This window comes from Bacillus gobiensis (assembly GCF_001278705.1).
Taxonomy (GTDB): Bacteria; Bacillota; Bacilli; order Bacillales; family Bacillaceae; genus Bacillus; species Bacillus gobiensis.
This window is the reverse complement of sequence record NZ_CP012600.1, coordinates 792,547-813,215: the sequence shown is the minus strand read 5'-3', so window position 1 is coordinate 813,215 and position 20,669 is coordinate 792,547. Positions and strand designations below refer to the sequence as shown.

The 20,669-nt window shown below is 40.9% G+C and carries 20 protein-coding genes, 1 riboswitch and 1 other annotated feature; of the genes, 9 read left to right on the top strand and 11 right to left on the bottom strand.

Features of this window, described 5'->3' with window-relative positions; all coding sequences use genetic code 11:
- Positions 1-9: 9 nt before the first annotated feature.
- The gene (locus AM592_RS03990) at positions 10-1,830 is read left to right on the top strand and encodes a DNA ligase D (RefSeq protein WP_053605974.1); all 1,821 of its coding nucleotides are present in this window, start codon (positions 10-12) and stop codon (positions 1,828-1,830) included.
- A 23-nt stretch (positions 1,831-1,853) separates the two neighbouring features.
- Here AM592_RS03990 and AM592_RS03985 read toward each other — a convergent pair whose 3' ends face one another.
- The 3 genes from AM592_RS03985 to AM592_RS24315 form a co-directional block, all read right to left on the bottom strand.
- Positions 1,854-2,318 (bottom strand): MarR family winged helix-turn-helix transcriptional regulator, encoded by a 465-nt coding sequence (locus AM592_RS03985; RefSeq protein WP_098945192.1) that lies wholly within the window; start codon positions 2,316-2,318, stop codon positions 1,854-1,856.
- A 149-nt stretch (positions 2,319-2,467) separates the two neighbouring features.
- Positions 2,468-2,647, bottom strand: a complete 180-nt coding sequence (locus AM592_RS03980; RefSeq protein WP_053602583.1) for a Fur-regulated basic protein FbpA — start codon at positions 2,645-2,647, stop codon at positions 2,468-2,470.
- A gap of 113 nt (positions 2,648-2,760) precedes the next feature.
- Positions 2,761-2,916 (bottom strand): hypothetical protein, encoded by a 156-nt coding sequence (locus tag AM592_RS24315; RefSeq protein WP_098945191.1) that lies wholly within the window; start codon positions 2,914-2,916, stop codon positions 2,761-2,763.
- A 180-nt stretch (positions 2,917-3,096) separates the two neighbouring features.
- Here AM592_RS24315 and AM592_RS03975 point away from each other — a divergent pair, with 180 nt between their 5' ends.
- Positions 3,097-3,429, top strand: a complete 333-nt coding sequence (locus AM592_RS03975) for a MerR family transcriptional regulator (protein WP_053602582.1) — start codon at positions 3,097-3,099, stop codon at positions 3,427-3,429.
- 11 nt (positions 3,430-3,440) lie between these two features.
- Here the strand turns inward: AM592_RS03975 and AM592_RS03970 are convergent, their stop codons facing one another.
- Together AM592_RS03970 and mgtE are read right to left on the bottom strand one after the other, a co-directional pair.
- The gene (locus AM592_RS03970; protein WP_053602581.1) at positions 3,441-3,812 is read right to left on the bottom strand and encodes a hypothetical protein; all 372 of its coding nucleotides are present in this window, start codon (positions 3,810-3,812) and stop codon (positions 3,441-3,443) included.
- Positions 3,813-3,930: 118 nt separating this feature from the next.
- Positions 3,931-5,289 carry a magnesium transporter gene (mgtE, locus tag AM592_RS03965; RefSeq protein WP_053602580.1) on the bottom strand — a complete coding sequence of 453 codons (1,359 nt, stop codon included), beginning with the start codon at positions 5,287-5,289 and terminating at the stop codon, positions 3,931-3,933.
- Positions 5,290-5,679: 390 nt separating this feature from the next.
- Between mgtE and AM592_RS03960 the strand changes: the two genes are divergently transcribed.
- From AM592_RS03960 to AM592_RS03950, 3 genes are all read left to right on the top strand, one after another.
- Positions 5,680-6,645 (top strand): S8 family peptidase, encoded by a 966-nt coding sequence (locus AM592_RS03960; protein WP_053602579.1) that lies wholly within the window; start codon positions 5,680-5,682, stop codon positions 6,643-6,645.
- Between the two features lie 46 nt (positions 6,646-6,691).
- A riboswitch (cobalamin riboswitch) is annotated at positions 6,692-6,885 on the top strand.
- Positions 6,886-7,027: 142 nt separating this feature from the next.
- Positions 7,028-9,295 carry a 5-methyltetrahydropteroyltriglutamate--homocysteine S-methyltransferase gene (gene metE / locus AM592_RS03955; protein ID WP_053602578.1) on the top strand — a complete coding sequence of 756 codons (2,268 nt, stop codon included), beginning with the start codon at positions 7,028-7,030 and terminating at the stop codon, positions 9,293-9,295.
- A gap of 460 nt (positions 9,296-9,755) precedes the next feature.
- Complete coding sequence (locus AM592_RS03950; protein WP_053602577.1) at positions 9,756-10,226, top strand: guanine deaminase; 471 nt, start codon at positions 9,756-9,758, stop codon at positions 10,224-10,226.
- A gap of 48 nt (positions 10,227-10,274) precedes the next feature.
- Here the strand turns inward: AM592_RS03950 and AM592_RS03945 are convergent, their stop codons facing one another.
- On the bottom strand, positions 10,275-10,688 hold the full coding sequence (locus AM592_RS03945) for an organic hydroperoxide resistance protein OhrB (protein WP_053602576.1): 414 nt from the start codon (positions 10,686-10,688) through the stop codon (positions 10,275-10,277).
- A gap of 136 nt (positions 10,689-10,824) precedes the next feature.
- Between AM592_RS03945 and aldA the strand changes: the two genes are divergently transcribed.
- Complete coding sequence (gene aldA / locus AM592_RS03940) at positions 10,825-12,270, top strand: aldehyde dehydrogenase (protein ID WP_053602575.1); 1,446 nt, start codon at positions 10,825-10,827, stop codon at positions 12,268-12,270.
- Between the two features lie 142 nt (positions 12,271-12,412).
- On the opposite strand, the gene AM592_RS03935 is transcribed toward aldA, so the two are convergent.
- From AM592_RS03935 to AM592_RS03915, 5 genes are all read right to left on the bottom strand, one after another.
- Complete coding sequence (locus AM592_RS03935) at positions 12,413-13,663, bottom strand: glutamate-5-semialdehyde dehydrogenase (protein ID WP_053602574.1); 1,251 nt, start codon at positions 13,661-13,663, stop codon at positions 12,413-12,415.
- Positions 13,664-14,782: a glutamate 5-kinase gene (gene proB / locus AM592_RS03930; protein WP_053605972.1), complete on the bottom strand. Its 1,119-nt coding sequence runs from the start codon at positions 14,780-14,782 to the stop codon at positions 13,664-13,666.
- A 57-nt stretch (positions 14,783-14,839) separates the two neighbouring features.
- Positions 14,840-15,057 (bottom strand) — a binding site (T-box leader).
- A 45-nt stretch (positions 15,058-15,102) separates the two neighbouring features.
- Positions 15,103-16,005 carry a formyltetrahydrofolate deformylase gene (gene purU / locus AM592_RS03925; protein ID WP_053602573.1) on the bottom strand — a complete coding sequence of 301 codons (903 nt, stop codon included), beginning with the start codon at positions 16,003-16,005 and terminating at the stop codon, positions 15,103-15,105.
- Positions 16,006-16,104: 99 nt separating this feature from the next.
- Positions 16,105-16,479, bottom strand: a complete 375-nt coding sequence (locus AM592_RS03920; RefSeq protein WP_053602572.1) for a thiol-disulfide oxidoreductase DCC family protein — start codon at positions 16,477-16,479, stop codon at positions 16,105-16,107.
- Between the two features lie 60 nt (positions 16,480-16,539).
- Positions 16,540-17,055 carry an acyl-CoA thioesterase gene (locus AM592_RS03915; protein ID WP_053602571.1) on the bottom strand — a complete coding sequence of 172 codons (516 nt, stop codon included), beginning with the start codon at positions 17,053-17,055 and terminating at the stop codon, positions 16,540-16,542.
- Positions 17,056-17,228: 173 nt separating this feature from the next.
- Between AM592_RS03915 and AM592_RS03910 the strand changes: the two genes are divergently transcribed.
- The 3 genes from AM592_RS03910 (at position 17,229) to AM592_RS03900 (ending at position 20,668) form a co-directional block, all read left to right on the top strand.
- Positions 17,229-18,092 (top strand): dimethylarginine dimethylaminohydrolase family protein, encoded by an 864-nt coding sequence (locus tag AM592_RS03910; RefSeq protein WP_053602570.1) that lies wholly within the window; start codon positions 17,229-17,231, stop codon positions 18,090-18,092.
- A gap of 93 nt (positions 18,093-18,185) precedes the next feature.
- Positions 18,186-19,151 carry an ABC transporter ATP-binding protein gene (locus AM592_RS03905; RefSeq protein ID WP_053602569.1) on the top strand — a complete coding sequence of 322 codons (966 nt, stop codon included), beginning with the start codon at positions 18,186-18,188 and terminating at the stop codon, positions 19,149-19,151.
- On the top strand, positions 19,148-20,668 hold the full coding sequence (locus AM592_RS03900) for an ABC transporter permease/substrate-binding protein (protein WP_053602568.1): 1,521 nt from the start codon (positions 19,148-19,150) through the stop codon (positions 20,666-20,668). The genes AM592_RS03905 and AM592_RS03900 overlap by 4 nt, the downstream gene beginning before the upstream one ends.
- The last annotated feature ends 1 nt before the right edge of the window (position 20,669 follow it).

The window sequence follows — 20,669 nt, the reverse complement described above, 5'->3', positions numbered from 1 at the left end:
ATGATTACAATGCAGCCTACTTTGATAGATACTGTCCCAACCGGGGAGAGCTGGCAATATGAAGTGAAATATGATGGATTTCGCGCCTTGTTCTATCTTTCTCGAGAAAAAATATCCCTGACAAGCAGGAACGGGCGATCATTAGATCTATACTTCCCTGAGCTTCTCTTGTTTGCGTCAGAGATCATCAATTCGTTTGACGATTCGCTTCCAGTTATGCTTGATGGCGAAATTACAGCTTTGGAAAATCCCAATAAATCCAATTTTGAATATGTTCAGCAACGTGGAAGAATGAAAAATTCCGAAATGATAAATTCCGCAGCTGACCGACGTCCAGTCGTTTTTTTGGCGTTCGATCTTTTACGTCTAGGAGAAGAAGACCTTTCTTCTTCGCCGCTGAAAATGAGGAAACAAAAGCTGAAGGAATGGGGAAAGCAACATAAGCTTCCTGTAGAGCCATCAATTGATGACAAAAAAGCGATTCAATTAATTCCTCCCTTTGAAAATAAAGAGCTGATATGGGACCACGTCATATTGAATGATGGAGAAGGCATTGTTGCTAAAAAGAAAAACAGTGAGTGGAAAAAAGGCAAAACGACCGACTGGATGAAAATAAAAAACTATAAGACAGCTGATGTTTTTATCAAAAGTTACAATCCCGCTAATCATTATATAGACGTAGCTGTCATAGATGATCACGGAAACTCTCTAACAGTTGCGCAGCTATATCATGGATTGTCTGCAGATGAACGTAATGCAATATTGACGATCATGAAACAAAACGGCACTCTCACAGGGTCAGGAACTTATATGATTCATCCATCCATTTGCTTGACTGTAAAGTATTTGTCCTATACGAACGGCGTATTGCGTGAGCCATCCTTCCTTTCATTTCAGCTGAAAAAAAGCTATGAGGAATGTACAATACAACAGTTGATTCTATCAACAAAATCGTTGCATCCTTCTGTAAAATTTACAAATTTGGATAAACCGATTTTCCCGAAAAAATCACTAAATAAGTCGGACTATTTAACCTATCTTATGCAGATCAGTGACGTTTTCTTGCCTTTTTTAAAGGACCGGGCGTTAACGGTTATTCGTTATCCGCACGGACCAGCTGGCGAATCTTTTTATCAGAAAAACAAACCTGAATATACACCGGATTTTATACACACGGCTCCTTCTAATTCACATGACTATATTCTTTGCCAGGATTATTCTTCGCTTCTTTGGCTTGGAAATCAGCTTGCTTTGGAATTTCACGTGCCCTTTCAAACCATTGATACGAACAATCCTGTTGAAATCGTATTTGACTTGGATCCTCCGTCTGCAAACGATTTTGAATTGGCTATCGAATGCGCGATTGAACTGAACCGTTTTCTACTTTCTCTCGGAATTCATTCGTTTCCGAAGCTATCTGGAAACAAGGGACTTCAGCTTTACATCCCCATATCTAAGGATTCGTTTTCGTATGAGGAAACAAGAAAGTTTACAGCGTTTACGGCAGATTATTGCATAGCATCCTTTCCGCATTTATTCACTACTGAAAGATTAATTAAAAATCGGCAGAATCTATTGTATTTAGATTATTTGCAGCATGCATACGGGAAAACGATCATTGCCCCTTATTCCCCGAGAGGTAATGAAGATGGTACGGTCGCTCTCCCGCTGTATTGGGACGAAGTAAATTCAAAGCTATCCCCGAAGGATTTTACGATGGAAAAGACGATAATCCGCCTGAAAAATAAAGGCTGCCCTTTCGGACAGATGAGACAGCAGCCTCAGGATCAACCAATTGCCGTTGTATTAGAGCATTTGAACCGTTCGTAACACACATTAATCTTGTAAGCGCTTTATCTGAACAAAAGATGCTGGCTGTGAATTCCTGCTTTTTTCAGCAAAATGATCAATTGCTCCTGTTCCTCCTGTGTCAGCCCGGAAAAAGCGCGGGCAATTCTTAAGGAATGAATCGGGTAAATTTCATCAAGATAGGTCCTTCCTTTTTCTGTTAAGTTTGCATATACGGATCTTTTGTCTTTTTGATCCTGTTCCCTAACGATAAAACCATTTCTTTCAAGCTTATCAATGACGTACGTCACGTTTCCGCTCACCAATAGCAGCCTGGACCCAATTTGCTGCAGCTTCTGGGGACCTCTCGTATACAACAGCTCCAGAACGGCAAATTCCGTAGGATTAAACCCGTGCTCTTTACTATCCCTGATACTGTGCTCGGAAACACTTTTAAACGCTTTCGCAAATACCTTATACAACGCCATTGATTTTTCAATTTCTTGGTCAGTAAAGGTTAGTCTCATCATTCATCTACCTCTTATTTTATTTTTTGTAAACCCTTACATTTAACTTTAACAAAAATTAAATGCTTTTTATACTGTATTCGGTAATTTTTTTAAAAACCCTTTTTTATTTTTCACAAAAAAAGAGTCCCCATCTCATGAGAAGAAACTCTTTACTGTGGGAACTTTGGTTTTTTATATGTGATTTTATGATAAAAATAGTTATATTCATCTTTTAATTCAGAAACGGTCATTCGATTTAATACCTCTTTATTATAAACTCCGATCGCGAGGAGCTTTTGAGAATAATAATTTCTTTGATCCTCCAAAGCCATTTTTAATTGGTGACTCATGGTTCCCTCAATACTCCTTTCTAACGTTTAATATTAGAATAACCGTTTATTGTTATAAAAAGATGAATCAAACGTAAATCTTTATCATTGGTTTTATTAAGAAATTTAAGAGGTCATGATGACTTGCGGTATAAGTCATTCTGGACAGCCCGCAGCAACGAAGGTCCTTTGTTTCCTGTGAGTGCCATAAACGCCTCCAGCATTTCATCACGCTTCAAATCCAAAGCAATTATTTCTTTAGCGAGTTTAATAGCTTTTTCCTCTTCCACTGTTCAACCTCCTAAAAAATATATATAATAAAGGATATACAGAGTCGTGTTTAAAATCACCTCTTATGTAATGTAATCTTCCGAATTTTTTATTATTTGTGTTAGATTTTCTTACAAGTGTCAGGTTTTTTATCAAACTTTTCTTTATAATGATAAAAAAGACATCACAGGGGTGGAAATATGACCATTGAAGATAAATCATATAAAGAAAAAAAAGTAATATCCATAGGAATTGTCAGTGAGCTGACGGGATTATCCGTACGGCAAATCAGATATTATGAGGAAAGAAAGCTCATATCTCCTCAACGTTCAACACGAGGCACGAGAAAATATTCCTTTTCCGATGTCGAAAAGCTTATGGAGATTGCCAACAAAAGAGAAGATGGGGTTCAAACTGCAGAAATTCTGAAAGATATGCGAAGAAGAGAGCAAGCGTTAAAAGGCGATAACCAGTTAAGAAATAAGATGCTGGAGGGCCAATTAAATGCGCACTTTAAATATAGAAACCGCTAATTATCAACGATTTATAAAGGTTTCACATGTCCGATAAAATCGATCATGATACGGCCGTCATCCATCGTTTTAACCCGAAACGCAACAGCTTCAGTATTCTCATTATAGCTTGCTTTAAACATATGGATGCCGGCTTCTGATATTTTGAAATCTTCAAATGCAAGTCCTTCTATTCCCCATGCTTTCTTTCCGTTAATGATTTCTTCGGGATCTGGAGAAGATCCTTCAACATAAAGCTTCTTCATTGTTGATACGTCTTCATTCAGAATCGCCATTAGCATTTCTTCTACTGCAACAAGCCGGCTGTCTCTGCCTTCGTCCTCGTTCTGGCAGCCTGTGATAAGCAATAACGATAGAAAAATAAAAACATAAAAATATTTCATTACTCTCTCCCCTCGCGGCTGGGATCTATTACTATGATATCCCGCGCCTTATCTCTTTTTCAATAGAATGATAAAACGTTTTCATTTCTGAAAGAGCAGCTTTTCTAAAGCTGCTCTTTCACATGAGTTTCGTAATAAAAGCTGTCGCAATTCCAAAATAGATGAGCAGGGAAAGGATATCATTTAACGTAGTTATTAGCGGTCCTGAAGCAATCGCGGGATCTACATTCATATACTGCAATACAATGGGCACAATTGTACCTGCCATTGTCCCGATTATTAGCGTAAGCAGAAGAGATAAACCAACGACAAAGCCCAGCAATAGTTCCCCCTGCCAGATAACTGCAATTCCAGTAATTAAAAGGGCGCAAACTGCCCCGATCATTAATCCGACTTTTAACTCACGGAAAATAAGCTTGCTTATCACTTTTTTATTTAAGTCTTCCTTTGAAAGACCGCGGATCACAACCGCCAATGATTGCGTCCCTGTATTGCCTGTCATGCCTGCGATCATCGGCATAAAAAAAGTCAGTGCGACTACCTGCTGCAAGGTACTTTCAAAAAAATTCAATATGCTTCCTGAAATAAGGCCGATAAATAATAACAGGATCAGCCAGGGAAGCCGGCGATAAGCTGCAATGTAAGCTTTCGTATCAAAATCTATTGCTTTCCCGGAAGCTGCAAATTTTTCATAATCCTCATCTGCTTCTTGAATCACGACATCTATTATGTCATCGACTGTAACAATTCCTACTAAAACATGATTCTCTTCAACTACGGGTATTGCCAAAAAGTTGTAACGTTCTATCAGCCTAGCTACCTCTTCCTGATCCTGAAGAGCCTCAGTAGCTATCACCCGGGTAAACATTAAATCTTTTACTTTTTCCTCTGGATCCCCTAAGATCAAATCTCTGTAGGATAAAACGCCAACCAGCTGCTTTTTGTCATTAATTACGTAAAGATAGTTGATGGATTCAGCAATTTCAGCAAGGCTTTTCAGCTTATCGACCGCATCCTTGACGGAATAATGCTCAGGAATCCATACAAACCGGTTCGTCATGATTCTTCCAGCCGTTTCAGGTGGATAGTTCATTAATTGCTGAACTGCTTGAAGCTCTTCTTTTTCCAAATTGGATAAAAATTGATATTTCAGCTCGCTGTCCATTTCTTCAAAGAGACTGGCAAGATCGTCGTTATCCATTTTATTCATAATATGAACCGTTTTTTCTCGTCCCACTTTTTTCAAAGCAGCGATTTGAAATTCATGTTCCAATTCACCAATCATATTTGTAATATCATCAATGTTTAGAAAGGAGAGAAATCTGGCGCGATGTTTTTCAGGCAGCTCCTTAAACAAACTGGCAACATCATATGGCTGAAGCTCATCGATAATGGCCCGAAACTCTTTTCTTTTGCTATCCCTCAAAACAAGGACAATTTTTACGATTAATTCATTGAGTGTCATATTGTTAACCATAGAATACCTCCTGTCACAGGAGATTCTTCTCACGTTTTTTTCGCATGGTGTAAGAACTGATCTCCATTTTCTGCTAGTTATGTCTTGCTGTAACGAATGCGGCTAGCTTACATGAAGACACGCCTCACTCACACCTCCTATATAAAAGTAACACAACAAGACAGCGGATAAAAAGAATCTAGCGTAAATTTTGAGCAATCTATCAGCAAGAATCCTTTATAATAATCCAACTCAAAATTCAGACAATTAGGAAGATATGACCTTTTTTTACTGGTTCTCCTACTTTATAATTATCACTATCCCACTCTCTCCCTCAGGTTTATTCAACGAAGCTCTGCCAAACGATTAGGGTCATAATCAAATTCCCAATTACCAAAAGGAGGCTTCACAATGCAAAAAGTCATGCGTTTAGTGCCCTATGTGATGAACAAAGCACTTCCGGAAGCAAATGAAACTCCAGAAGGTATCCGTCTCATTAAAGCTCCGGAAATTTGGGCTAAAGGCTTTAAGGGAAAAGATATTAAAGTCGCTGTGCTCGATACAGGCTGTGATATTACCCATCCCGATTTAAAGGATCAGATCATCGGAACGAAAAATTTCACTGATGATGATGAAGGCGCCCCCGAATTGGTGAACGATTATAATGGGCACGGAACCCACGTTGCAGGTACGATTGCCGCAAATGACAAAAATGGCGGAATCTCCGGAGTTGCTCCTGAAGCCGGTCTTCTTATCGTTAAAGTATTATCTGGCGAGAACGGGAGCGGAGCATATGAATGGATCATAAACGGCATAAATTACGCAGTCGACCAGAAAGTTGATATTATCAGCATGTCACTTGGCGGTCCTGAGGATGTGCCCGAGCTGCACGAAGCCATTACCCGCGCTGTCCAAAACGGGGTCCTTGTTGTCTGCGCCGCGGGAAATGAGGGAGATGGAGATACGGCTACTGAAGAATTTTCTTATCCTGCAGCCTACAATGAAGTCATTGCTGTAGGGTCTGTGACATTGACACGAGATTCTTCGGAATTTTCCAATGTAAATAAAGAAATCGATTTAGTTGCTCCAGGTGAAAAAATTATTTCTACATTACCTGGTGAAAAATACGGTGAACTTACAGGAACCTCAATGGCTGCACCTCACGCCAGCGGCTCTCTTGCAATCATTAAACAAATGGAGGAATCCTTGTTCGACCGTGATCTGTCTGAGCCGGAGGTTTATGGACAATTAATTCGCCGCACTTTACCTTTAGACGAATATCCGAAGACGCTGGTAGGAAACGGAATCCTTTACTTAACAGCGCCTGAAGTGCTTGCAGAAAAAGCGAGTAACGAAAAAATACTATCGGCTTATTAAAATTTCTTTTGACTAAATGCTCCTAGCAGGATATAATCAAGTCAAATTTCATACCGGAGAACTAGGTAATCTAACAATTGTTAGATTTTAAAAGGGAAGTTTGGTGAAATTCCAACGCGGTCCCGCCACTGTAAGTGAAGAAATTTTTCCAAAAGAAGTGCCACTGTTTATGAAACGGGAAGGATTAGGAAAAATTGATGATTCACAAGCCAGGAGACCTGCCTATTCTGACACACCAAAAACTCACGGTCGATGGGAGGGTGTTCGAATGACGTAACTTTGCTAGGTTTATACGTTTATTTTCCGCACACGTTTATATATTATAAACACCCACTTATCGACCAACTCGATTTGTGGGTGTTTTTATTTAGGAGGAAAGCAAGTGACGACAATTAAAACAAGCAATCTTGGATTCCCGCGCATTGGCGCAAACAGGGAATGGAAAAAATCTTTAGAAGCTTTTTGGAGAAAGGATAAGGATGTCAACGACTTTTTGCAGGAGATGGATACTCGATTAAAAATCAACATCGGCAAGCAAAAAGAACTAGATTTGATCCCAGTTTCAGACTTTACCTTTTATGACCATGTGCTGGATACTGCAGTAATGTTCAATTGGATTCCAAAACGGTTCCGTCATATTACGGATCCGCTAAGCCTCTATTTTGCAATGGCCAGAGGCACAGATGATGCCGTTTCCTGTGAAATGACGAAATGGTTTAACACCAATTATCATTATATCGTTCCAGAATATGATGAGGAAACTGAATATAAGCTTACAGAAAACAAGCCGCTTGCTGCCTATCGGAAAGTCAAAGAGGAATTTGGAATCGATTCAAAGCCGGTTGTTCTTGGAATCTATTCCTTTGTTACGCTTGCAAAAGGCTACAACGATGAAGAAAAGGGTCAAATTTACAACAAGCTACTCCCTCTTTATATCCAGCTTTTAAAAGAACTTGAAGCTGAAGGAGTCACTTGGGTGCAAATTGATGAGCCGGCGTTGGTTGCAGCAGACAATGCGGATGTACAAGCTGTAAAATCCTTGTATGAGCAAATTAAGTCAGAGCTTACAAGCGTTAAAATTTTATTGCAAACTTATTTCGACTCAGTTGATGAATACAAAGAATTGATCACGTATCCTGTTGATGGAATCGGTCTTGATTTTGTCCACGACAAAGGAAAGAATTTTGATTCTTTAAAAACGCATGGATTCCCTGTTGATAAAGTGCTTGCAGCAGGTATATTGGACGGGCGCAGCATCTGGAAAGCAGACCTCGAAGAACGGCTTGATTTCATCCAATCATTAGCAGGAGAATTGGACATTGCAGAGTTTTGGATCCAGCCTTCCTCCAGCCTATTGCACTTGCCGGTGGAAAAGCATCCGGATGAGCATCTTGATGAGGAACTGCTAAACGGGCTCTCCTTTGCAACAGACAAGCTTAGTGAGCTTAACCTATTGAAAAAGGGACTGATTTCAGGAAAAACTTCGATCCAAGAGGAAATCAAACAGTCTCAGAACGATTTAAACATCTTAAGGCAATACGCAGAAACAGGAAATCGCGAAGAAGGAACTCAGAAAGAACTTTTCCATAGAGAGCTTCCGTTCGAAGAGCGATTAACCCTTCAGCAAAACTCTCTGAAGCTTCCACTCTTGCCAACGACGACAATCGGCAGCTTTCCGCAGACGACTGAGGTCCGTAAAGCAAGATTGAAATGGCGGAAAAAAGAATGGAGCGATCAAGAGTATGAGAGCTTTATAAAAGCAGAAATAAAAAGATGGATTGACATCCAAGAGGAAATTGGGCTGGATGTTCTCGTTCACGGAGAATTTGAACGGACAGACATGGTTGAATTCTTCGGAGAAAAGCTTTCAGGATTTGCTTTCACCAAGTATGCATGGGTTCAATCATATGGTTCAAGATGTGTGCGTCCGCCGATTATCTATGGAGACGTTGCCTTCACAGAAGAAATGACTGTAAAAGAAACAGTATATGCCCAATCCCTGACTTCTAAAAAAGTAAAAGGAATGTTGACGGGACCTGTAACCATTCTTAACTGGTCTTTCCCGAGATACGATTTGCCGAAAAAAGAAATTGCTTTCCAAATCGCACGGGCATTGAAAAAGGAAGTCGAAGCTCTCGAGAAAGCCGGTATTACAATTATTCAAGTGGATGAGCCGGCCTTGCGTGAAGGCTTGCCTTTAAAAGAATCAGATTGGAATGAGTATTTAACTTGGGCAGCTGAAGCATTTAGATTGTCTACCTCAAGTGTGGAACCGACAACACAAATCCATACGCATATGTGCTACAGCCACTTCGAAGACATCGTTGATACGATTAATGACTTGGATGCAGACGTCATAACGATTGAGCATAGCAGAAGCCACGGCGAGCTAGTTAATTATCTGAAAAATGAGCCGTATGAAAAAGGACTTGGACTTGGCGTATATGATATACACAGTCCGAGGGTGCCGTCTGTACAGGAAATGATTGATATTATCGATGATGCCTTAACCGTATGTCCTACCGACCGTTTTTGGATCAATCCTGATTGCGGCTTAAAAACAAGGCAGCAAAAAGAAACGGTTGCTTCGTTGAAAAACATGGTTGACGCAGCAAAACAAGCAAGGAAAACAGCATCTGTTCAAGTATAAAATATAGAAAAATGAAAACTTTGCAGGTTTTTACTGCACCTCAATTGTTGGACTACTAACAATTGCAGGTGCAGTTTTTTTATGAAATTAGTATTTTATGAAAGTTGTAACTGTACGCTTCGAAGCTATAGTACTTTTAGAAAGCTCTTCTTTCCATTTTTTCTTGGTTAATTGATATTTACTATATAGATCTTTATAAGTCTTATTTAAAATTTTTATGGTTCTGGCTTCTTCCGGATAATTAATAAACGAAACAAGACTCTTTTGTGGTCACGTACCACCGAAAATCACACTCATTAACGGTTCTTATGCTGAAGTCACAACAGAATACGGCAAAACTGCTATATTGCAGCACTTTAAACAATAATGAGTAAACGGTTGGATAATGCTACAAAACAATTCATTTTGTCACAAATTTCAGATATACTTAAAGAGGTTAGAATTGCGAGGGGGAAAGCTAATGACACACGAATTATTTTTACAACGGGCAATTGAGCTGGCGGTATCAGGCGTAAATTCCGGAAAGGGCGGACCCTTCGGTGCTGTCATTGTTAAAAATGGAAAAATTATTGCTGAAGGGCAGAACAATGTCACAAGCAGCAACGATCCGACAGCCCACGCTGAGGTAACTGCTATTCGTGAAGCGTGTAAAGCCCTCGGTGAATACCAATTGGACGATTGTATACTCTATACTAGCAGTGAGCCTTGTCCTATGTGTCTTGGAGCAATATACTGGGCTCGTCCGAAAAAGGTTTATTTTGCCGCCAAGCATGAGGATGCTGCCCACGCCGGTTTTGATGACTCGTTTATTTATGATGAAATCGCTAAGCCGCATGAAAGCCGAAAAATTGTCTTTCATGAGCTGAATTTAGAAAACAAAATGGCGCCGTTTGAGTCTTGGGCTCAATACGAAAATAAAAAAGAATACTAATCAAAAACGAGCCACTGCTATGTAGCAGCGGCTCATTTTAACTTATCATTATTGTATTTCAAGCTCCACATCGATATTCCCTCTCGTTGCTTTGGAATACGGACAGAAATCGTGGGCATCATGAACGAGCTCTTTTAACTTTCCTTCATCGATCCCAGGATTTTTAACGATTAAAGTAACGCCAATTTTAAATCCGCCATCGCTATCATCTTTCAAAAGACTGACTTGCCCTTCAACTTCAGCTTTTATATCCACGTCTTTCTCTTTCGCAACATGCTGTAGTGCTCCGCCAAAGCATGCGGCATAGCCGGCAGCAAATAATTGCTCAGGGTTGGTGCCTGTTTCTCCGTTCTTTTTTTCATTAGGCATCACGATGTCCAGGTCTAGTACCTTATCATCAGATTGAATATGACCTGCTCTTCCTCCGACCGCCGTAGCCTTTGCAGTAAATATTTTTGCCATTTTTATTCCTCCTAATGTTCGTTTGTTCTACTCTTCTTATTTCACAAAAGCTCTCTCGTTAAACCTCTGAACGTTTAATAGATTTGGGATGTGGAATAGAAAAAATAAAACTTTAAAAAATTGGAGGTTCTAATCCATGAAATTCCACAAGCTTTATATGAATGGAGAATATACCGATTCCGATTCTACAGAAACAATAGATGTGATCAACCCTTCCACTGAGGAAACGATATCCCGTATATACAGCGGCACAAAAGAAGACGTAGATAAAGCCGTTCAAGCGGCAGTTGAAGCACAAAAGAAATGGGAGAAAACGACCTCTATTGAAAGAGGCAAATGGGTGAAGCAGCTTGGTGAAAAAATCGCCGAGAATCGTGAACTTTTTATCCTAGCCCTGGTAGAAGAACAAGGGAAAAGTTATCGCTTGGCCGAGGCCGAGGTTGATACAGCAATTGATTATTTTGCCTACATGTCAGAATGGGCACGAAGAATCGAAGGAGAAATTGTTCCTAGCGACCGCCCGAACGAAAATATTTTGATTTATCGCAAGCCAATTGGAGTTATTGGAGGAATCGTACCTTGGAATTTTCCGGTTTTTATTCTCGCGCGAAAAGTCGCAACAGCACTCGTAACCGGCTGCACCATTGTTTTAAAACCGAGCCAGCAGACGCCTAATACAGCTGCTCTCTTTACAAAGCTCGTTCACGAAGCAGGACTTCCTAAAGGCGTATACAATTATGTGACAGGTAAAGGCTCTACGATAGGCAAAGCACTTGCTTCTCATCCTTGTATTGCTATGATTACGATGACAGGCAGTGTTGAAGCAGGAGTAAAAGTGATGGAAGCTGCTGCACAAAATATTACGAAAGTGAATTTAGAGCTTGGAGGAAAAGCACCGGCCATCGTGACAAAGCACGCCAATCTTGATCTTGCGGTTGAAAAAATCAAAGAATCCCGCATCACAAACGCAGGTCAAGCCTGCACAAACGCTGAGAGAGTATACGTCCACGAAGATGTCAAAGATGAGTTTATCGAAAAATTAACGACAGCCATGAAAGAGACTTCGCTCGGCAACCCTCTGCAAAAGAAAGAGGCAGAAATGGGCCCGCTTATAAGTGAGGAACGACTGAAAGAGGTCGACGGAATGGTAAATGAAGCTGTAAACAGCGGCGCTCTTCTGCAGACGGGTGGAAATAGGCTTGACGAATCAGGATTCTTTTATGAACCGACGCTAATAACAAACGCCACCCATGATATGGACATCATGAAACAAGAAATATTCGGTCCGGTTCTTCCTATTGCTACATTTCAAACGTTAGATGAAGCCATTGATTTGGCAAATGACTCAGAATACGGCCTGTCATCCTCTATTTATACCGAGAACGTACACGAAGTCATGCGTGCAGCAAACGAGCTCAAATATGGAGAAACCTTCGTTAACCGAGAAAACTTCGAAGCCATACAGGGGTATCACGCCGGCATGAGAAAATCAGGTCTCGGAGGAGCAGATGGGAAACACGGAGTGGAGGACTTCCTCGCCACTCATGTTGTTTATATGGAGTATAATGACAACCAACAATGAATGAGTAGATTTATTCAAAGGTTGGTCAGATATAATTCCATAATAGGGGGATATATTCAAAAGATAGGTGAATAAAATTCGATCAAGGTAGAAATCGACTCATACAAAAGCGGATAGACATATATGCCTATCCGCTTTTGATTTATGTCTCTCTTACTTGGCCTGTCCCTTGAATGATAAATTTCGAAGAGGTGAGCGCCTGTAAGCCCATCGGCCCTCTCGCGTGAAGCTTCTGCGTGCTGATCCCGATTTCTGCTCCGTAGCCAAACTCAAAGCCGTCTGTAAAGCGTGTAGACGCGTTATGATAAACTGCAGCAGCATCAACCGATTTTTGAAAATGCTCAGCATGTGCAGTGTCTTCTGTAATAATTGCTTCAGAATGCTTTGTTCCAAAGGCTTCAATATGGGAAATTGCCTCGTTCAGCTCCCCGACAATCTTCACTCGAATAATCGGAGCCAAAAATTCGGTCTCCCATCCTGTCTCATCTGCTTGTTTGGCTGAAGGAAACAGCTCACAAACCCGTTTGTCACCTCTAATCTCCACTCCTTCACGCTCTAATGTTTCGAATAGATCAATACTGTGAGACAGTGCCCAATCGCTGTGCAGCAGCACCGTCTCAACCGAATTGCAAACTGACGGCCTCTGAACTTTGGCATTACGGACAATATTGATGGCCATTTGTTTATTTGCTGAAGCATCTACATAGATATGGCAGTTTCCTGCTCCGGTTTCCAGTACTGGAACTGTTGACTCTCTGATCACTGTTTGAATGAGCCCTTTGCCGCCGCGTGGAATTAATACATCGAGATACTCATTTAAGGTGAACAACGATTTGGCTGTTTCCTTGCTCGTATCTTCGATCAGCTGAACCGCCTCAGCGGGAAAGCCGGCTTCTACCAGGGCCTCTTGAATTGAACCGACAAGTGCCCGGTTACTGTGAGATGCAGATGAACTTCCTCTCAAAATGACGGCGTTCCCTGTTTTCACGCATAAGGTTGCCGCATCGACAGTTACGTTCGGGCGTGCTTCATAAATCATCCCGACTACTCCTAATGGAACACGGGTTTTGGTAATGAGAAGGCCATTTTCCTTTTCAATCGTTTCAATCGTCTCTCCAACAGGATCTTTAAGCTCTGTTAAAAGCTTTACGGCATCCGACATATCCCGGATTCGTTTTTCATCCAATCGCAGACGATCGATGACTGAGTCGGAAATTCCTTTTTCTTTTGCCGACAAAACGTCCTTTTCATTCTCTTCAAGCAATCTATCTAAATTGTCTAACAGTTTTTTTGCGATAGATAATAACGCTTGATCTTTCTCAACACTTGTTTTTTGTACTAATTCAAGCTTTATTTGTTTCGCTTTTTTCGCTTTTCTTATGACCTCATTCATCTACTTAACCTCCCCGTCAATTAGGTTGACCCAGTAATTTCTGTGAATAACTTCCGGCTTTCCTGCCGTTCCTATTTCTTCTATCTCAAAGGTTTTCTTTCCGCGCATTTTCAATAATTCTTCCGATGAATAAACGGTCTGCCCTTTTCCGATAATGCCGCCGGCTCCGGAAACTTCTACAACCGCCCCTCTCGGAAAATGGCCGATGACTTCCACTACACCTGCCGGAAGCAGGCTTTTTCCTTGGCTTCGTAAAGCGGATTCCGCTCCATGATCAATCATGATTCTCCCTGAGATCGGGGAATGAAAAGCAATCCACTGCTTAAGGTTGTTAATCGAAGTCAGGTCAGGCTCACCAATATACGTCCCATCCCCTTTTCCGAGTAATATATCGGATAATTTTTCTTCCCCTTCTCCATCACCGATAAATACTTTTACCCCTAATGACAGAGCCGTTTTCGCAGCCAAAATTTTCGATTTCATTCCGCCCGTCCCTACCTTTGAACCGGATGAAGAAATGGTCGCTGCAAGCTCATCTGTAATTTCACCGAGAAAATCGAAACGTTTTGCATTTGGATTCGATTTGGGATTTCCATCATAGATACCGTTGATGTCTGTTAAAATAATCAGCTGCTCCGCGTGAATCAGACCGCTGACCAAGGCAGAAAGCATATCGTTGTCTCCAAACGTCAATTCTTGAACGGAAACCGAATCATTTTCATTAATAATTGGTACGATCCCGCGTTCCAACAGTTCATTTATCGTAAAATAAGCATTTCGGTAACGGTCTCTTTTCACAAAATCATTTCGTGTCAATAAAATTTGAGCGGGTACGGTGTCTTTCAAGCAAAAATGTTTAATGTATTGCTGCATGAGAAGGCTTTGCCCCACCGCAGCCGCAGCTTGTCTGCCTTTGAGAGTGACTGGCATGGAAGGATAACCTAATTGGACAAAGCCTGACGCCACTGCTCCTGAAGAAATAAAGATCACCTCATGCCCCATTTTTTTCAAATAGGAAATCGCTTTGACGTGGTCTTTAATTTTTTCTTCGTCAATATATCCCTTGCTGTCTGTTAATGAGCTGCTGCCAACCTTAATCACAATTCTCTGTCTTTTCACTGGTTTTTCCTCCATTATCTTTATCACAGAAATAAAAAAAACTCTTTTCATCCCGATAGAAAGGACGAAAAGAGTTCCGTGGTACCACCTTAATTGAGCATGCGAAACAGGCACACTCCACTTCCACCACATAACGCAGGTTATGCGCCCGGATTTTTGTGCCGGGACTCAGAGGGAGGTTCTGCAGGCTTTTTGCCGCGAAATGTTGCAGCCTGGGCATTTCGCTCTCTTTTTGCAAAAGGTATCTGCATACTGGTCCTCTTCAACGCTCACTAATTTTTTATTATTATGAATAGGAAATCAAGGGTTGTCAAGAGTTTTTAGTTGAAAACGATTGTTTTATTTTCATGAACAAGGATTCTGTCTTCAATGTGCCACTTCACAGCTCTTGCCAGGACACTCCTCTCGATCGTACGGCCGATATTCTTTAGTGCTGCAGCATCATCGCGATGGTCGACCCTTTCAATATCCTGTTCAATAATCGGCCCTTCATCCAAGTCGTTTGTAACGTAATGAGAAGTAGCTCCAATTAGTTTTACCCCTCTATCATACGCTTTTTTATATGGATTTGCTCCAATAAATGCAGGCAGGAACGAATGGTGAATATTAATAATTTGGTTCGGAAAATGGGAAACAAAAGACGGCGTCAGGATTTGCATATATCTTGCCAGAACGATAAGTTCAATCTGATATCTCTCTAACAATTCCAGCTGTTTTGTTTCAACTTCCTTGCGAATTTCTTTATTTGCTTTCATATAATGGAAAGGAATATGTAATGATTCAACGATTTCCCTGGCTTCCTCATGGTTGCTGATCACAAGCGCAATATCCGCCATTAAATTCCCGCTTTGCCACTCCCAAATCAGCTCATGGAGGCAGTGAAGCTCCTTCGAAACAAAGATAGCCATTTTTTTCAGCTCGTTTGCCAAAGTAATTGACCAGTGCATTTGGAATTGCTCAGCAATCGGCGTGAATTTTTGTTGAAGCTCCAAGATTTCTTCTTTTATATTATTTTTCTCAAATAAAATTCTAAGAAAAAAACGGCCGTTTTCAGGATCGGTCGTGTATTGATGTGATTCAATAATATTCGCTCCGTTTTTAAAAAGAAAGGCAGATACGGCTGCGACAATACCCGGCTGGTCAGGACAGCTAACCAACAGCCTGACATTTCCTTCATTCGATGTTTTGTAATGATCTAATTTCTTGTTCATATACGATTTCATTTGCAGTTACCCTCATTATTGTAAGAATTTAAAGCCATTATACTGAAATTTTCATGAAAAATAAATCTGATTTTCTTAAGCAAAGAAAAATACAATCATTCAAGAGGATGAATGATTGTATTCCACTCTGCCGAACCATTGATACCGATTTTCAGAAATAAACTTGTAAACAGGATCTCCGATTTTCGAAACAAACGGAAAAAAAAGAAGGATGCCTATCGGGAGAGTAAGCGGAAGAAGTGATAATATTTTTCTTACGGTATCAAAGCCTTTGATTAGCTCCCCTTTTGAAGTTACCATATGGATTTCATCATAAATATTCCGATCCTTTAACGTTTGATAAAAGACGGACTGATCAATTTTCTGTACTGGAAACCATTCCAATCGCTTTGCCCAATCCAATTTGAGAATGACAGCTCTCACACTTCTGCATAGCGGGCACTCCGCATCATAAAAGACAAGATGTTTTTTCATCAGACGATATGCCTCCTTTATACTCCTATTCACTAAATAAAAGCAAGTTAAACGTATGGTTCAGCGCATTTCTTCTCCAATTGCTTTTGCCAGTGCTTTGCTGTGTTGAAGCCGATTCTTTCTCTCTTTTCCCCTTTGGACAGCGGTATTGAAAAGCATAATTTCTTCAGGTGATTCCGGAATCACCTGGGGTACTTTTTTGGGTTTTCCTTTTTCATCCAATGCAACAAACGTAAGAAAGGATGTGGCAGCAAGCGTACGTTCCCCCGTAATCAGATGCTCTTTGATTACTTTCACAAATACTTCCATAGAGGAATTGCCGACCCAGGTCACATATGATTCAAGACAAACACAATCTTCCTGGCGAATCGGCTGCAGGAAATCAACAGAATCTGTAGAGGCGGTAACCGTTTCGCAGCGAGAATGCCTGGCTGCAGAAATCGAGGCATTGTCGTCGATATAACTCATTAGCTTTCCGCCGAATAATGTATTGTGGTTATTTGTATCTAATGGAAAAACCCTGCTCGTTTTTACGACTCTGGAATCAGAGCAATACTTCGGTTTTAGGTTGTTCATATGTACCATCTCCTATTCAGGCATTTAATTTTATTTAACACGAACGATGCAATTTTGTCTAAAATTTAAACTTTATCCATTTTGTCATATTTTTGCACACTTTACTATACAGGACGTTTAATTTAAGCTTAAATAAGGAAAATACGATTGAATACGCATTTTAGGAGGTTTCTATGGCTTCTACGATCCCGCTAAGTGATAATCAACCATTTTGCTATAACGAATACGACATGCTGCAAAAGGTCGTTTTATGTTCACCTGAGCATATGTCGATTAAACGAATTATCAATGAAACACAAAAGTACTATGAAAATGAAAATATTCAAGCAGAAATCGCCATCAAGCAGCATCGAGAACTCTTGGCTGTACTTAAGAAGAAAGGAATTAACGTCATTGTTCTCCCTGCTTTAGAACGTTTTCCTGAGCAGGTATTTACGAGAGATATCGGTTTTACGATAGGGTCTGACATATTTATAGCTGAAATGGCAACAGATATTCGCGAAGGAGAACAAGAGGCGCTTATCGAGTGGCTGAAGACGCAAGGGATGCAATATCGCCAAATCACCGAAGCGAAAATTGAAGGCGGTGATGTAATCGTACATGAGGATACGGTTTACGTCGGGATCAGCAATCGAACTGAAATGGCAGCAGTCAATCAGCTGCAGAAGATGCTCCCCTCCTACCAGGTAATTCCTTTGCCAATTCATGATGAATTTTTGCATTTAGATTGTGTTTTCAATATTATTTCCCCTACAGAAGCGATTATTTATCCGGATGCATTCAATAAAAAAGAGTATGACATGCTTGCAGAACGATTTGATTTACTGCCCGTGACAGAAGATGAACAGTTTACGCTTGCTACAAATGTGTTGTCGCTTGGAAATAAACAGCTAATCAGCCTGTCTATTAACAAAAAAACAAATCAAGAGCTCATCAGCCGGGGGTATAAGATCATCGAAGTCGATATATCTGAAATCATCAAGTCGGGCGGCTCATTTCGCTGCTGCACTCTGCCAATTGTTCGGAAACAAGCGTAAAAAGAGTCTAAAAAGGCTCTATTTTTTGAACGTGGCGTAATGCTTGTTCATCCTAAAAAAAGGAACATTATTTTAGGCCAAAGGAGAACTATGATGATTCGTTTTGAAAATGTTTCAAAGCTATACGGAGGCGGAACGAAAGCCGTTAACGAATTAAATCTACAGATTGATGCTGGTGAATTTTTTGTTTTGATCGGTCCGAGCGGATGCGGAAAAACGACATCGTTAAAGATGATTAACCGCTTAGTTGATTTATCGGAAGGCACTATTTCGATAAATGGTAAAAAAATCAGCGATTATGATATCCATGAATTGCGCTGGAATATCGGCTATGTCCTTCAGCAAATCGCCCTTTTTCCCCACTTGACGATCGAGGAAAATATTTCGATTGTTCCAGAACTGAAAAAATGGAGCAAACGGAAAATTTCAGACCGAGTGGAAGAGCTCATGCATATGGTCGGGCTTGATCCAGACAAATACCGGCACAGAAAACCAAGTGAACTTTCAGGCGGACAGCAGCAGAGGGTCGGTGTCGTTCGTGCATTGGCGGCTGATCCTGAAATCCTTTTAATGGATGAGCCTTTCAGCGCACTAGATCCTATAAACAGAGAAAAGCTTCAGAAGGACATTGCAGATTTGCAAAGAAAAATTAAAAAAACGATTCTTTTTGTAACTCACGATATCCAGGAGGCGCTTGAGCTTGGTGATCGTTTAGCAATTATGAACGAGGGGGAACTTGTTCAATCCGGCACCCCTGAGGAAATCATCAATCATCCAGTAAACGATTTTGTCAGAAATTTTGTCGGGCTTCGTGCATCCAAACATCAATTTCTTGATCAACTTACGGCAGAAAGCTTGCTTGATCATACTGGAGATGAAGTGGCCGATCCGTTGCCTACTGTCTATTCGAATGCCTCTCTTGAAGAAGTTATCCCGCTTTTGGCCGCTGAACCAAGGGCAGCGGTTATGAAAAATGGTGAAGTGATCGGGACTATTACGAGGAAATCGGTGTTTCAGTATATAGCGAATCGAACGGTTAGAGAAAGGGAGAGAGGATGAATAGTTTTATAGATGCGTTTTACGGAAGGAAGGAGCAGCTTGCCAGTGCACTCATTGAACATATTCAAATCTCATTTGTTTCCTTGCTGCTGGCCATTCTTATTTCTATACCGCTTGGAATTTTTCTTACACGGAAAGACAAACTCGCTGAACCAATAATCGGTGTTACCGCCGTACTGCAAACGATTCCTTCCCTCGCACTGCTTGGTTTGTTGATTCCGTTAGCCGGGATAGGCAAAATTCCGGCTGTCATCGCGTTAACGATTTATGCGCTTCTCCCGATTTTACGGAATACATACACGGGAATTAAAGAAGTAGATCCGTCTCTCATTGAAGCTGCGAAGGGAATGGGAATGAACAGCAGAAAACGCCTTTCCAAGGTTGAAATCCCGCTTGCATTTCCTGTGATTATGGCTGGAGTTCGTACAGCCATGGTACTAATCATCGGCACCGCCACCTTAGCAGCATTAATCGGAGCTGGAGGACTCGGGGATATCATCTTGCTTGGAATTGATCGAAACGATAATGGGTTAATCTTAATTGGTGCTGTTCCGGCAGCTGTTCTAGCCATTCTATTTGATCTTCTCCTGCGTTTAATCGAACGAGCTTCTTCGAAAACAACTATAAGGATTGCTGGCCTCTCTCTAGCAGCTGTTATCCTGATCATATCAGCTCCTTTGGCTTTTGGCTGGGGAAAGAAAGACTTAGTGATTGCAGGAAAGCTCGGATCAGAGCCGGAAATTTTGATCAATATGTATAAGCTTCTTATCGAAGAGGATACCGATTTAAAGGTCGAATTGCAGCCCGGCCTTGGCAAGACCTCTTTTTTATTCAATGCACTAAGGTCCGGGGACATTGACTTATATCCCGAATTTACAGGAACCACTGTCGTCTCTCTCTTAAATGAAGATCCTGTAAGTACAGATGCAAAGGAAGTATTTGAACAGGCAAAAAATGGGGTGAGAGATCGATTTAATTTTACCTATCTTGAGCCTATGAGCTATAACAACACGTATGCTGTTGCTGTTACAAAGGAAGCAGCCGAACAATTTGGCATGAATACAATATCAGATCTTACTCAGGCAGAAAGACAGCTGAAAGCAGGATTCACTGCCGAATTTGCTGATCGTGAAGATGGGTATAAGGGGATGCAGAAGCTATATGGGCTGAACCTTCCCAATGTCAGCAAAATGGAAGCCAGCGTGAGATACTCTGCCATTAAGTCCGGTCAGCTCAATCTTATAGATGTGTATTCAACAGACAGTGAAATCGAAGAATACAGGCTGAAAGTTCTTGAGGATGACAAAGGATTATTCCCTCCTTACCAAGGAGCACCTTTATTAAGAAATGAAACGCTGGAAGAATTTCCCGAGCTGAAGGACATTTTAAATCAGCTGTCGGGGAAAATTACCGATGACGAAATGAGAAAAATGAATTATGCCGTCAATTCAGAAAATCGGTCTGCCGAAGAAGTTGCTAGGGAATACCTTGAGCAACAGGGTCTGCTTAACAAGTAAA